Below are 13,814 nucleotides of genomic sequence, written 5' to 3' on the forward strand. Positions count from 1 at the left end.
CCACTCCCATTTCCCTGGCCCAGTGCCGGAGCCAGCCCTCCGCCATCTGGCTGCGGGCGGAGTTGTGGGTGCAAAGAACCAAAAGGCGCATCCTATAAACCTAACCTTCCCCAGGTCAGGGGAAGGTCAGGAAGGCGCCCGGCTGGGCTAGGCAAGCCTCCTCTCCAGCTCCTCCACCTTCTCGGCCAGAACCGCAAACCCCTTTCGCCAGAAGGCGGGGCTTTCCAGGTCAAAGCCGTAGCGGGCCGCCAGCTCCTTGGCCCGGTACATGCCCGAGGTGGCCAGAAGCTCTTCGTAGCGCCCGGCAAAGCCCGGGTCCTCCTTGGCCTCCTGGTACACGGCCAGGCCGAAAAGGAGGCCGAAGGTGTAGGGGTAGTTGTAGAAGTCGGAGCCGTAGTAGTGCCCCTTCACCGCCCACATGTAGGGGTGGTGGGTGGCGAGGACCTCCCCGTAGGCCTCCTTCTGGGCCTTCAGCATGAGCTCCTTGAACTCCCTGGGGGAAAGCTCCCGGGCCTTCCTTCCCTCAAAGACCCAGGACTCAAAGAGGAAGCGGCTGTAGATGTCCACCACCACCTGGGCGGCTCCTTGCAGGTAGGCGTCCAGGATCAGAAGCCCCTCTTCCGGGGATACTTCCTTAAGGGCCGCCTCCACCACCAGGGTTTCGTTCATGATGCTGGCGGTCTCCGCCAGGGTCATGGGCACCTCCCGTAGGCTGGCGGGCACCCGGGCCAGGGCAAAGTTGTGGTAGGCGTGGCCCAGCTCGTGGGCCAGGGTGGAAACCGACTCAAAGCTTTCCTCGTAGTTGGCCAGGATGAGGCTTTTGCCCCCGCCCCTTCCCATGCAGTAAGCCCCGCCAATCTTGCCCTTGCGGGGCAGGAGGTCCATCCAGCGCTCTTGGAATGCGGTTTCCGCCACTTTAGCGGCGTTCGGGACCAGGGTGGCGAGCTTTTCCCGGATGAAGTCCCGGGCCTCCTCCAGGCTCCAGCGCCGGCCCTTTCCGATGGGGGCAAAGAGGTCCCACCAGTCCAGCCTTTCCTTGCCCAGAGCCTTGGCCTTCAGAAGGTAGTAGCGGTGGAAGAGGGGAAGGCTTTCCCGCACCGCTTCCAGGAGGGCCATGAGGGCCTTCCGGGTGATGCGGTTTCGGTGCAGGCTGGGCTCGAGGTCATCCCGGTACCCCCGCCTGCGGTTCAGGACCGAGGCTTCCCCCTTGACCCCGTTTAGGGCGTAGGCCAGGGGCACCTCGTGGCCTTCCCAGGCTTTGAGCTCCGCCTGGTAGGCCTTCTTGCGTACCTCCTCCTCGGGGCGGAAGTAGAGGTTCCGCACCTGGGTGATGGGCAACTCCTCCCCGTCCACCACCGCGGTGATCTGGCTGGTGAGGTTCTCGTGGAGCTTGGACCAGGCCTGGCGCCCGGAGAGGGATAGCTCCGCCGCCAGGACCTCCTCCCCTTCGGGCATCATGTGCAGGGCTTCCTCCCGGGCCTCCTCCACCAGGATGCGGTAAGGCCCTGCCTCCTCCGGGTCCTGCAGGGCCAGGTAGCGGGTGAGGCGGGGCCTTAGGCGGGCGAAGTCCAGGAAAAGCACCTCCAGCTCGGAGAGCTTGGCCAAGGCGGCCTCGTCGGTGGTGTCGGCGGTGAAGCGGGCGTAGAGGTAGGCCCAAAGGGGAGTGGATTCCTCCAAAAGGGCGTCCAGGGAGGCCAGGACCTCCTTTAGAGGGGCTTGTTGGTCCACCTGCTCCTTGAGCTGGCCAATCCGCTTCCTCACGCCTTCCCAGGCTGCCTGGAACTCGGGGCTTTCCAGGTCGGGGAAAAGGGGAGTTAGATCCCACGTGGTTTCCATGGCCCCACTATACCTGACCCACGGGTCAGCCCTGGTATACTCTGGCTTCGTGGAGGGTTTTCCCGTATCCGTACCCATACAGGTGCGCTTCCGCGACCTGGATGCCCTGGGGCATGTGAACAACGCGGTCTACCTCACCTACTTTGAGGTGGCCCGCGCCGCCTACTTCCAGAGATTGGAAAGGGACTGGGTGGAGAAGGGGCATTTCATCCTGGCCCGGGCGGAGGTGGATTTCCTGAAGCCCATCCTCCTCGAGGATCCCGTGGAGGTGGGGGTGCGGGTGGTGCGCATCGGGCGGAGCAGCTTTGACATGGAGTACCTCCTCCTGGCCGGGGGGGAGGAGGCCGCCCGGGGCAAGACGGTCCAGGTTTGGCTGGAAGGAGGCAGGCCTGCTCCTTTGCCCCCGGTCATCCGAGAGCGCATAGAGGCCCTGGAAGGCCGCTCCTTCTAGCCTTTCAGCACCACCACCGTGACCCCGTGCCCGCCCTCGTGGGGAGGGGCGTCGGCGAAGGTTTCCACCCGTTTGTCCCGCCTTAGGGCCTCGCGGATAGCCTGCCTTAGGGCTCCGGTACCCTTGCCGTGAAGGAGGCGCAGGGTGGTGAGGCCCAAGGCGCGGGCCTCCTCCAGGGCGGAGTCCACCTCCAGGAGGGCTTCCTCCACGGTAAGCCCCCTGAGGTCCACCTCCTTCACCTCCCTTCGCGGTTTTAGGCCGATGGCCTTTGGGGTTTCCTGGGCCTTAAGGGGGGTAAGTTCCTTGGCCTTCACCGTCATCTTCACCGGCCCCACCTGGACCAGGGCTTCCTCTCCCCTTAGCTCCAGAAGCCTTCCCTGACGCCTCAGGGAGGGGATCTCCACCATCTGTCCCGCCTCGAGGCCCCTAGGCACCTCCAAGGCCCCCTTGGGCGTGGCCCTGGCATACCTTTCCCTCAGGGCCAAAAGCTCCCGCAGGGCGTCCTTTTTCCCCTGGGTTTTGGCCTTTTCCTTGAGGGCTTTGAGCTCGGCCTCCACCTTTAGGAGCTTCTGGCGGACCTCCTCCTCCAGGGCCTTGAGCCTTTCCTGCCGCTCCTCCTCAAAACGGGCTTCCCGCTCCTCTAGCCGCTTCCTTAAGGCCTCCACCTGGGCCATCTGGGAGAGGAGCTGGCTTCTTTCCTCCTCCAGGCGTAACCTTTCCGCCTCCAGCTCCTCCAGGAGGGCTTCCAGCCTTCCCCCTTGGGGCAGAAGGCTTTCCGCCCGCTTCAGCACCGCCTCGGGCAGGGAAAGCCTCCTGGCGATGGCCAGGGCGTAGCTCCGCCCAGGCACCCCCAGGACCAGCTCGTAGGTGGGGCGCAGGCCCTCCAGGTCAAAGCGCATGGAGGCGTTTTGGATGCCCGTTCGCCCCTGGGCGAAGGCCTTCAGGGGGGAGAGGTGGGTGGTGACCAGGCCCTTGACCCCTTTTTCCAGGAGGGCTTCCAGGATGGCCTGGGAAAGGGCGGCTCCCTCCTCGGGGTCGGTGCCGCTACCCAGCTCGTCGATGAGGACCAGGCTTTGGGCCGTGGCGCTTTCCAGCATCTCCTTGAGCCTGCTTAAGTGCCCGGCGAAGGTGGAAAGGTTTTCCTGAAGGGATTGCTCGTCGCCGATGTCGGCGAAGACCCTGTCGGGCCAGGCCAAGGTGGCCTTCTTGGCCGCCACGAAAAGCCCCGACTGGGCCATGAGCACCGCAAGGCCCAGGGTTTTTAGGAGGGCCGTCTTTCCCCCCATGTTGGGGCCGGAGATGAGGATGAGGCGCCTTTCCCCGTCCAGGGCCAGGGAGTTGGGGACGGGATTGGGGATGAGGGGGTGGAAGGCTTGGAAAAGCTCGTAGGCTTCCCCGAAGCGGGGCCGGCTAAGCCCGAAATCCCGGGCCAGGCTCGCCTGGGCCTGGACGAGGTCCAGGAGGCCCAGGGCCTCAAGGGTGCCGGGCATTTCCTCATCGGCCGCCAGGGCTTCGGAAAGCTCCCGTAGGATGCGGTTTACCTCCTCCTCCTCCTGAAGGCGCAGGGCCTGGAGGCGGTTGTTCAGCTTCACCACGGAAAGGGGCTCTATGAAAAGGGTGGCCCCGGACTCGGACTCATCCAGGAGAAGGCCGGGGATCCTTTGGGCCATCCCCGCGCGCACGGGGATGCAGTAGCGCTCGCGGCGCAGGGTGACGAACCGGTCCTGGATCGCCTCGGGGTGGCGGTCCATAAGGGCGTAGAGTTTGTCCAGGATCTGCTGGCGTAAGGGCTTGAGTTCCCGGCGGATGGCGAAAAGCTTGGGGCTTGCCTCATCCCGCACGGCTCCTTCCTCGTCCAGGGCTTTCCTGACCTTGGTGAGGAAGGCCCCGTGGTCCCCGATGCCCGCCGCCACCTGGCTCAGGAGGTTTTGTAGGGGAAGAAGCTCCTCCTTGAGGGCTATGGCCTCCTCAAGGGCCTGGGCTCCTTTTAGGAGCTCGAGGCCCGAAAGCCTGGCCCCGCCTTGGGCCTTTTGGTAGGCCTCCTCGAGGGTTCCCGCCTCGGGAAGAGTGTAGGGATAGGCTAAGGCCTCCTGGGTTAGCTGGTGGCGCCTTTCCGCCTCCTCCTGGGAGAGGGGGGCAAGGGCCAAGGCCAGCCTTCGCCCCAAGGGGGTCTTGGCCCTTTCCGCAAGGAGGGCGCGGACCTTGGGGAACTCCAGGACCTCGAGGACATCCCGCACAAAAGCCCAGTATAGCTCTTGGACCCTAACGCTTCAGGAGGCGGAGCAGGGCGGCAAGGGCAAGCTGTCCCCCAGGGCCTAAAGCCTTCCTCAAGAGCAACCCTACCCGTCCGAGCCGCCCCCAAGGCAGGAGGGAGAGCAAGGTGGTAAGAGAGGCAAGGATGGCCTGTTTTTGTTCCTGGGGGAGGCTATTCCAACGGGCATAGGCTTCTTGAACCAGAGCGATGACCCGCCTATGGAAGCCAGGGTCCTTGGGGTTTTCCCCCTTTAGCGCTTCCATCTGGGCCAATAACTCTTCTGAGGAGACCCTTCCCCCAGCCTGGGCTTGAAGGGGGGCTGCATCCTGGATGCCTTCCCCTGGCTTGGCGTCGGTGCTCCCAACCCGCCTCACCCTTCTATTGAAACTTTTGAGCCGCATCTGGCTTGCATTATACGGGTTGGAATAACAGGAAGGAGGTTTCCACCTCCCCCGCCACTTCCTTCTCGGCAACGAGGTCTATTCCAGGGGGAAGGGTGAGCCTTGTCCCTTCCGGGGCGAAGAAGGCCCAGACCTCCTGGCCTCGGTACCGCCTTTTGAAGGCCAGCACCTCTTTGCCGGCCTCTAAGGGAAGAAGCCCTCCCAGGCGGAGGGCAGGGTGGGTGCGCTTGAGCTTTACCAGCCTGCGGATAAGGGTCAAGACCTCAAGGTTCCATGCGCTTTCGTTCCAGGGGAAGGGGGCCCGGCAGTAGGGATCCCCTTGCCACTTTGCGTAGGGGTTGGGTTGGGAAAGGCCCACCTCGTCCCCGTAATAGATGGCGGGGCTTCCCGGGAAGGCGAAGAGGAGGGCATAGGCCAGCTTGAACCGTTCCACATCCCCCTTAAGCCGCCAAAGGGCGCGGGGGATGTCGTGGGAGGAGAGGAGGGTGTACATGCTGTGCCGAAGCTGCACGGGCAGGGCCTGGTAGTGGTCCCAGAGGACTTGCCAGGTCTCCTGGGCATCCAGGTGGACGGGCCTTCCGTGCACATCCCTTCCAGAAAGCCACTCCATCACGGGGTGGGCGAAGCCCGCATAGTGCATGGCCCCATCCAGGGTATGGGCCCTTAGGGTGGGGGTGGCGTCGTAGGAAAGTTCCCCGAATACTATGGCCTCGGGTCTTTCCTCCTTAGCAGCCCGGGCCAAGGCGCGAAGCCAGCGGGCGTTCTTGCGGTTGGTCCCCCCTTCCCCGATGGAGTGGGCCACATCCAGCCGGAAGCCGTGGGCCAGGCGCATCCAGTAGCGGATGGGAGCCTTTTTACCGTGGACGAAGCGCTCCTGGGTGAGGGGGGAGGCATAGTCCAGCTTGGGCATGGACTTGACCCCCCAGAAGGCGGCGTAGGAGCCATCGGGGTAAAAGGTGAACATGCTCCGTTCCGGGCTTGCCAGGTTCTTTAGGGCCCTTTGAAACCAAGGGTGGGTGGCCCCCACATGGTTGAAGACGCCATCCAGCACCAGGCGCATACCCCTCTTTTCCAAAGCCTGGAAGAGGGCTTCCAGGGCCTCCTCTCCTCCCAGGTGGGGGTCCACCCGCAGGTAGTCTTCCGTGTCGTAGCGGTGGCTGCTTGGGCTTTGGAAGATGGGGGTTAGGTAGAGGGTTTCCACCCCCAAGGCCTCCAGGTAGGGGAGGGCTTCCAGGATGCCAAAGAGGTCTCCTCCGTAGAACTCCCACGATCCCTCCGGGCCCGGGGGTTCGTTCCAGGCCTTCTTGCGGATGGGCCTGCCCATGAGAAGCCATTCCCCGTCTTTAGGGGAAAGCTCCGGGCGCCCCTGGCGGAAGCGGTCGGGGAAGATCTGGTAATAGACGGTGCCCAGGGCCCACCAGGGGGGAAGGGATCCCGCCAGGAGGTGGAAGAAACGGTCGTAGCGGGGAAGGGTTTTTTCCAGGCCGTGGCTGCCCAAGAAGCCCTCGGGCAGGAGGAAGCAGTAGCGAAAGGGGCTTGCGTGCACGGAAACCCGCACCCTTAGGCCCCCCTTGGCCCGTTCCATGGGTTTTTTGTGGATCTCCCCGTCCTTTTCGTAAAGGAGGAGCCCTTCCTTGGCCTCGGTTTCCAGGTGGAGGGTCACCTCCTCCCCCAGCTCGGGCAGAGGGGGATGGATGTGCTCGAGGTCGTGGTAGTGGGCCATAGGGCTACTCCTTCACCGCTCCTGCGGTGTACCCGGAAACGAAGTACTGCTGGAAGCCGTAGAAGAGGAAGAGGATGGGCAGGGAACCGAGGACGCTGGCGGCGGCGAAGATCCCCCACTTGGTCTGGAACTGGCCGGTGGTGAAGCTCCGAAGCCCCACACCCACGTTCCAGCTTTCCACCCCCGTGAGGACCAGGTTGGCCAGGACGAACTCCGAGTAGGTGCCCACGAACTGGAGAAGGAAGATGAAGACGAACATGGGGGCGGAAAGGGGGAGGAGGATCCTGGTAAAGACCTGCCACTTAGTGGCCCCGTCCACCATGGCCGCCTCCTCGAGGCTCGGGCTGATGCTTTCCAGGTACCCCTTGTACACCCAGGTGCCGAAGCTGATGATCCCCCCGGAGTAGGCCAGCACGAGCCCGGTAAAGGTGTTCAAGAGGTTCAGCCGGGAAAGGAGGTAGTAGATGGCCACCAAGGCCAGAAATCCGGGGAACATCTGCACGAAGATGAAGAAGAGGAGCACGGGGTAGCGGCCGGGCAGGTGGCGGAAGCGGGCGAAGGCGTAGCCCGCGGTGGCGGTGAGCAACACGGCGAGGAGTCCCGTAAGCCCGGAGATGAGGAAGGTGTTGCGCACCCAGAGCAGAAACTTGGCCTCGGTTCCCTGTCCGGTGAACTGCCTGGGGGAAAGGGTGAGGGCCAAGGCGAAGACCGCCAGGGCCAGGAGGAGGAGGAGCCTTCCCTGCCAGAAGTCCATCCATTCTTCCGGGGTTAAAAGCCGCCTCAGGAGGCCGATGAGGGCCACACCCAGGAGGGCGAGCCCCCCGAGGAGGAGAAGGCCCACCTGGTAGGGGTAAAGCACCACCCCCTCCACCAGCTTGGCGTAGTTTTCCAAGGAGGGCTCGGGCACGTAGGGGATGACCTTGGCGTCCAAAAGGAGAAACCCCGTGTCCGGCCTGCGGAAGCTGAAGAGGTTGTTGGTGGGGTCAAAGCTGGCGGCCACCACCTGCACCACGGGGTAGTAGACCAACAGGATCAGGATCCAGAGGAAGAGGTGGGTCACCCCCTGCCAGAAAAAGGGCCAGGGGCTTCGTTTGCGCCCCTGGATGCGGTTGGCCAAGGCGGTGTGAATCACGCTGTAAAGGAGAAGCAGGAGGACCAGACCCAAAAGGATGCCCAGGGCATAGGCCCAGCCATAGGGCACGAAAACGCTGCCGAAGGCCACCTGCTTGCGGTAGGAGCCTACGTCAAAGAGCCGGTTTAGGGCAAACCAATAGACCCCGTAAAGGGCGAGGCCCACGAGGAGGAAGGCCAGAAGCCGCCGCACCTACCTCACCTCCCTTAGGGCCCCGGTGATGCGGAAGTTCACCAGGCTGATGGCCACGGTGATGGCAAAGATGAGGAGGCTGATGGCCGCCCCCAGGCCGTAGGCGGACTGCCCCTCGGCGCTGAAGGCGGTCTTGTAGGCCCAGGAGATGAGGATGTCCGTGGCCTGGGCCGTGGCCAAGCGGCCTTCCTGGGCGGGGCCTCCGCCGGTAAGGAGGTAGATGATATAGAAGTTGTTGAAGTTGAAGGCGAAGGAGGAGAGGAGGATGGGCACCATGGGTTTTTCCAGAAGGGGCAGGGTGATGCCCCATAGAGCCTGCCAGGGAGTGGCCCCGTCCACCTTGGCGGCCTCGTAGAGCTCGTCGGGGATGGTGGAAAGAGCCCCCAAGGTGGCGGTCATCATGTAGGGGAAGCCAAGCCACAGGTTCACCAGGAGGATGGCCACCTTGGCCCAGTCGGGGTCGTTGAGCCAGGGGATGGGGTAGATGCCCAGGACCCCTAGGAGGCGGTTGATGGCCCCAAAGTTGTAGTTGAGGAGGGCCACGAAGACCTGCACGGTGATCACCCCCGGAAGGGCCCAGGAGATGATGAGCACCGTGCGGTAGAAGTTCCTTAGCTTTAAGGCTTTGTTGTTGAGAACAAGGCCCAGTATGAGGCCCAAGAGGGCATTGAGGAGCACGGTGCTTAAGGCGAAGGCCACGTTCCAGGCGAAGACGGGGAAAAGGGCCTTGCTGGCTTGGGAGAGGATGAAGCTGAAGTTTCTAAGGCCCACGAAGCGGAAGGCATTCACCTTCGCCACAAAGGCGGCCTGAAAGGGCGGGATGCGGTCTAGGACCAAGGTGTTTCCCTCAGCCTCGAGGATCCTGGCCCGCAGGCGGTGCCCCTCGGCATACACCTCCACGGTTTCCCCTGCGCAGGGACGGCAACGAAGGGCTTCCTCTACGGCTTCCTCCAGAAGAAGCTGTGGCCCTTGATGTGCCACCACCCGGGTTTCCGTGGAGCGGTCTGGGAAGCCGCTTCGGGCCCCCGAGTAGTCGGTGAAGGCCAGGTAAACCGTGAGGGCGATGGGGTAGAGGGTGAAGACCAAAAGAAAGGAGAGGGCGGGGAGGAAGTAGTACCAGTCGGTCAGCCAGGGAAAAAGGCGTCCCACCAGGATGGCCCCCGGCACCAGCACCAGAAGGGCCAGGACCAGGATGGTCCAGCCTGGAGGGGCCAGGTAGGCCTCGAGGGCCAGATACCCCAGGATGCCCACCCCTGTGGACAGGATCAGGAGGCCCAAAAGCAAGGACAGGGCCAGGAGAAAACCCTTAAGGCCAGGAGGGTGTTTCATGGCTTAAAGATACGCCCCCCACGGGGGAAGGAGATCCCGTGGGGGGCCCGCATACGTGTGCATTTCCGCTACGCGGTGTGTTCCAGGGTCCCCACCCGGGCAAAGCCCGGGTGGGATGGTGTTACCTGCCGATGCCCTTCCTGATCTCGGCCACCATGTCCTCCACGATCTTCTTCAAGTTGGAGTCGGGCCGCTGGATGGCCAAGTTGATGGCGTTGGCCCACGGACCCCATACCTTGCCCATCTCGGGGATGTTGGGCATGGGGGTGCCCAGGGCGAAGACCTTGGAAAAGCCCGCCACCACAGGATCCTTCTCCAGGGTCTTGGCGGCGCTCTTGGACACGGGGATGCGGCCACCCGCCTGGTTGAAGGAAACCAGGTTCTTGCCGGTGACCAGGGTCTTGGCGAAGTTGACCGCGGCGGTCTTGTTCTTGGAGTAGGCGTTCACCACCACTCCCTGCACCCCCAAGAAGGGGCCCCAGGGGTTTTTGGCCCCGGGCGGGGTGGGGAAGGGGGCGATGCCGAAGTCGATCTTGGCCTTCTTGTAGTCGCCCAGGGCCCAGGGGCCGTTGATGATCATGGCCAAAGCCCCGTCCTTGAAGGCTCCGTCCGCCACGCCGTAGTCCACCCCTTCGGGCACCAGGTTGTAGCGGAAGCGGAGGTCCTTGATGAACCCTAAAGCCTTTTCCCCTACTTCCCCGCCTATCAAGAGCTTGGAGGGGTCCAGATTGCCCTTGGCGTCCTTGGCGAAGACGTTGTCCGCTCCAAAGGCCCGGAAGAAGCCGAAGTTGAAGTAGGGGTCGCCGATGTTATACAGGAAGCCGAAGGTGGAACCGGTGGTGAGCTTCTGGGCCAGGGCCAGGAACTCCTCCCAGGTCTTGGGGGGTTCTTTTACGTACTTCTTGTTGTAGATGAGGGCCACGCTCTCGGCGAAGGCGGGAAGGCCCATGAGCTTGCCCCCGAAGGTGAAGGCCTCCACCGCCACGCTTTGCAGATCAGAGAGGTAGCTTTGCGTCACGTACTTGCCCATGGGCTCCAGCACCCCGGCCTGGGCCATCTCCCCCAGCCAGTCGTGGGGGATGGAGACCACCAGGTCCGCCGCCTGCCCCTGGGGTGCCCCCAGGATGAACTTCTGCTTGATGTCCCCGAAGGGAACCTCCACCACCTCCACCTTGGTGCCGGAGGTCTTCTCGTAGGCCTGGGCTTGGGCCTTGAGCCACTCCAGCTCGGGGCCGCCAAAGTGGGTCCACACCGTGATCTTCCCCTGGGCAAGGGCCAGGGAAAGCCCGAGGGCCAGTGCTGCCAGTGCTCGTTTCATATCCCACCTCCGGGCGCGTGGTAGCGTTTCCGCTTAGCTTTTTTTCCGCGCCCTGCAGGCTGAGTATACTCCTACTTTCCCAGGACGCAAGTCCCCCCTAATAGAGGGCCCGCACCACCTCAAAGGCGATGAGGGCCAGGATCCCCACCTCCACCGCCTGGCTTCTTAGGTGCACCACCTCCTCGGTGACCATCTCGTAGGTGGCCTCGAGGACCCTGAGCTTTTCCTCCAGGCTCCGCTCCAGCTCGTGGGCCCCGTAAAGCTCCAAGGCGGCCCGGTAGATCTTGGCGTAGAAGAGATCCTCGGTGATGCGCAAGGCCCCCTCCATCCGGGCCCGCACGTCGGCGATCTCCCCATGCCGGGCCATGAGGCGCCGCCTTAAGCGCTGAAGCTTCCCGTAGCCCCAAAGGCCCCGGTGCCTGAGCACCTGGGGCACGGCCTCCAGCTCCTGGGTGAGGACCCCGTCGTAGTAGGAAAGCTCCAGAAGCTGGGCGTGCACGAACTCCACCAGATCGGCCACGTCCCAGATGCCCTCCGAGTCCAGGATGAAGACCCGGTCAAACCCCAAAAGGGCCAGGTCCTCGGTGGAGTAGCTGTAGCGGTAGCGCTCCATCTCCCGCCTGACCTCGGGGGCGAACTCCTCCTTGGCCCCCATCCAAAGGGGGGTGAGGTCCACAGGGGGGGCGTGGGCCTTTTCCCCTTCTATCCCCAGGGCGTGGTAGACGGTGAACTCCTCGCTCAGGCGCTTTTCCTCGGGGTGGAGGAGGGCGCCTTGCAGGTAAGGTTCGAGAGCCGCCAGCTCCGCCAGAAAAAACCCTTCCCAGAAGGGAAGCTCGGGCAAGGCCAGGGCCTTTTCCAGAAAAGCTTCCCAGGGCACCTTCTCCCCCAGGTGCACCCGGAAGGAAAGGGAGGCCACCCCAAACTCGTAGAGCCGGGCGGTGAGGAGGCCGGAGATCCCCTCCACGCTCCTCACCCCAAGCTCCAGCTGCGCCGGGGGGTTTTCAAAGCGCACCGCCCCCAGCCGGGGCCGGGAGAGGCGAAGCCTGGGGGTGGCCAGGCGGGAGAGGTCGATCTCGTCCGCCAGGTCGTAAAGGCGGTAAAGGGCGATGTGGGGCGAAAGGAGGTTCATGGAAAGGCCGGGCTCATTCCAGCTGGGAGATCTCCCGGGGAGGGGGACCCTGCTCGTAGGCTTTGAGGAGGGCCTTTATGGCCTGGCCCCGGTGGGAGTAGCGGGCCTTTTCCTCCAGGGTCATCTCCGCGAAGGTCTTACCCGCCTCGGGCACGTAGAAGAGGGGGTCGTACCCAAAGCCTCCTTCCCCCCGGGGAGCCTCGAGGATGTACCCCTCCACCTGTCCCTCGTAGGTTTCCACATGCCCATCGGGGTAGGCCAGGACCAGGACCGCCACGAAGCGGGCCTTGCGCTCCTCCCCCTTGAGGTAGCGCATCCTCTCCAGAAGGTAGACGTTCCGCTCCCGGTCGGTTTCCCTTCCCCCGTAGCGGGCGGAGTAGACCCCGGGTTCCCCCCCTAGGGCGGGCACCTCGAGGCCCGAGTCATCCGCCAGGGCGGGAAGGCCTGTGGCCTTGGCCACGTAGGCGGCCTTGAGGAGGGCGTTTTCCAGGAAGGTGGAACCCTCCTCCTTGGGCATGCGCAGGGGAAAGTCGGCCAGGGAAAGAAGGGTCCAGCCCAGAGGAGCCAGGCCCTCCCTAAGCTCCCGCACCTTCCCGGGGTTGCTGGTGGCCAAGACCAGGCGCATCCCTTCTAGGATACTCCCTTAAGGGCCTGGACCACTTCCTCCGGGGAATCCAATGGGGTGAGGAGGGCAAGGTCTTTGGGATCGATGGCCCCTTGTTCTTTCAGGGATTCCATCCAGCTAAGAAGCCCTTGCCAGTACCCCCGGTCCAAGGCGAAGACGGGGAAGGGGTGAACCTTCTCCGTCTGGATGAGGACCAGGACCTCGGAGAGCTCGTCCAGGGTGCCGAACCCCCCGGGCAGGAAGACGAAGGCGTGGGCGTAGCGCACGAAAAGCACCTTGCGCACGAAGAAATAGCGCAGGGTGAGGGTATGGGTCTGGTAGGGATTGGGCTTCTGCTCGTGGGGAAGCTCGATGTTCAGGCCCACGCTCACCCCACCTGCCTCAAAGGCCCCTCGGTTCACGGCTTCCATGACCCCACCCCCGCCGCCCGTCACCACCCCGAAGCCTGCTTCCGCTAATGCCCTTCCCAGCCGGTAGCCCAGGGCGTAGGCGGGGTGGCCTTCCCCGAAGCGGGCCGAGCCGAAGACGGAAACCAGGGGGACCTCTATCTCCGAAAGGGTTTCAAACCCCTCCACGAACTCCGCCAGGATGCGGAAAAGCCGCCAGGCATCCTCGTGGTGAAGCTGGTCGATCAGGGGCTTCTTGGCCATCAAAGCTCCTCCAGGCTGACCTGCTTTAGCTCCTCCACCCTTACCCCCAGGCGCTCCGCCAGGTTCCGGTAGCTTTCCGGGTCCCCCGTGACGAAGTGCACCACCCGCCCTTGGCCCTCGGGGTTTAAAAGCCCCTCCTCCTTTAGGGCTTTGGCTACCGCTTCCGCCGTGGCCTCAGCGGAATCGATGAGCCTCACTCCAGGCAGGACCTTGGCCAGAGTACCCTTCAGGAAGGGGTAGTGGGTGCAGCCCAGGATCAGGGCCTCGAGGTCCTGGGGGGCGTCCTCGAGGTAGTGCCGGGCCACCAAGAGGGCCACGGGGTCATCCCAAAGCCCTTCCTCCACCAAGGGCACGAAGAGGGGACAGGCCCTGGCCCACGAAACCCCCACGTAGCGCTCGTAGGCCCGGCTTTCCACCGTGGCCTGGGTGCCGATGAGGCCCACCTTGCCGTACCCTCGTGCGGCCTTGGCCACGGGTTCCAGCACCCCGAAGACGGGCACCGAAAGATCCTCGGCCAGATCGGGAAGGGCCGCGGAGCTTGCGGTGTTGCAGGCCACCACGATGGCCTTGACCCCTTGCCGGAGCAAAAACCCCGCGATCTCCCAGGCAAAGCGCCGCACCATGGAAAGGGGTTTACTGCCGTAGGGTACCCGGGCGGTGTCGCCGAAATAGAGGAAATCCTCCTGGGGCAGGGCCCGGCGCAAAGCGGAAAGCACCGTAAGCCCCCCTACCCCCGAGTCAAAGACGCCGATGGGCCGCCTAGGGTCCTTCACG

At 64.0% G+C, this 13,814-nt stretch carries 12 protein-coding genes; 1 reads left to right on the forward strand and 11 read right to left on the reverse strand.

From position 1 onward, the window contains the following. Positions 1-147: 147 nt before the first annotated feature. Positions 148-1,836, reverse strand: a complete 1,689-nt coding sequence (locus AC27GT_RS07175) for a M3 family oligoendopeptidase (protein WP_487223814.1) — start codon at positions 1,834-1,836, stop codon at positions 148-150. 49 nt (positions 1,837-1,885) lie between these two features. Between AC27GT_RS07175 and AC27GT_RS07180 the strand changes: the two genes are divergently transcribed. Further along, complete coding sequence (locus tag AC27GT_RS07180; RefSeq protein ID WP_487223815.1) at positions 1,886-2,287, forward strand: acyl-CoA thioesterase; 402 nt, start codon at positions 1,886-1,888, stop codon at positions 2,285-2,287. Here AC27GT_RS07180 and AC27GT_RS07185 read toward each other — a convergent pair. From AC27GT_RS07185 to murI, 10 genes are all read right to left on the reverse strand, one after another. Then, the gene (locus AC27GT_RS07185) at positions 2,284-4,524 is read right to left on the reverse strand and encodes an endonuclease MutS2 (protein WP_219760172.1); all 2,241 of its coding nucleotides are present in this window, start codon (positions 4,522-4,524) and stop codon (positions 2,284-2,286) included. The two genes, AC27GT_RS07180 and AC27GT_RS07185, sit on opposite strands and share 4 nt — an antisense overlap. Positions 4,525-4,549: 25 nt before the next feature. After that, positions 4,550-4,942, reverse strand: a complete 393-nt coding sequence (locus AC27GT_RS07190; RefSeq protein ID WP_487223816.1) for a hypothetical protein — start codon at positions 4,940-4,942, stop codon at positions 4,550-4,552. A 10-nt stretch (positions 4,943-4,952) separates the two neighbouring features. Next, entirely contained in the window at positions 4,953-6,665 is a 1,713-nt protein-coding gene (locus tag AC27GT_RS07195) for a glycoside hydrolase family 13 protein (protein ID WP_487223817.1), read from the reverse strand. A 4-nt stretch (positions 6,666-6,669) separates the two neighbouring features. Next, a complete protein-coding gene (locus AC27GT_RS07200; RefSeq protein ID WP_219760169.1) occupies positions 6,670-7,989 on the reverse strand; it encodes a sugar ABC transporter permease in 1,320 nt (439 codons plus the stop codon). Beyond that, positions 7,990-9,318 carry an ABC transporter permease subunit gene (locus tag AC27GT_RS07205; RefSeq protein WP_219760167.1) on the reverse strand — a complete coding sequence of 443 codons (1,329 nt, stop codon included), beginning with the start codon at positions 9,316-9,318 and terminating at the stop codon, positions 7,990-7,992. 121 nt (positions 9,319-9,439) lie between these two features. Then, positions 9,440-10,636 (reverse strand): sugar ABC transporter substrate-binding protein, encoded by a 1,197-nt coding sequence (locus AC27GT_RS07210; protein WP_487223818.1) that lies wholly within the window; start codon positions 10,634-10,636, stop codon positions 9,440-9,442. A gap of 97 nt (positions 10,637-10,733) precedes the next feature. Beyond that, the gene (locus AC27GT_RS07215) at positions 10,734-11,765 is read right to left on the reverse strand and encodes an RMD1 family protein (RefSeq protein ID WP_487223819.1); all 1,032 of its coding nucleotides are present in this window, start codon (positions 11,763-11,765) and stop codon (positions 10,734-10,736) included. A gap of 13 nt (positions 11,766-11,778) precedes the next feature. Then, positions 11,779-12,390, reverse strand: a complete 612-nt coding sequence (locus AC27GT_RS07220) for an XTP/dITP diphosphatase (protein ID WP_487223820.1) — start codon at positions 12,388-12,390, stop codon at positions 11,779-11,781. A 5-nt stretch (positions 12,391-12,395) separates the two neighbouring features. Then, on the reverse strand, positions 12,396-13,040 hold the full coding sequence (locus AC27GT_RS07225; RefSeq protein ID WP_487223821.1) for an LOG family protein: 645 nt from the start codon (positions 13,038-13,040) through the stop codon (positions 12,396-12,398). Next, positions 13,040-13,813: a glutamate racemase gene (murI, locus tag AC27GT_RS07230; RefSeq protein ID WP_487223822.1), complete on the reverse strand. Its 774-nt coding sequence runs from the start codon at positions 13,811-13,813 to the stop codon at positions 13,040-13,042. The genes AC27GT_RS07225 and murI overlap by 1 nt, the downstream gene beginning before the upstream one ends. Position 13,814 lies beyond the last annotated feature (1 nt).

The organism is Thermus sp. KWY1, assembly GCF_057547025.1.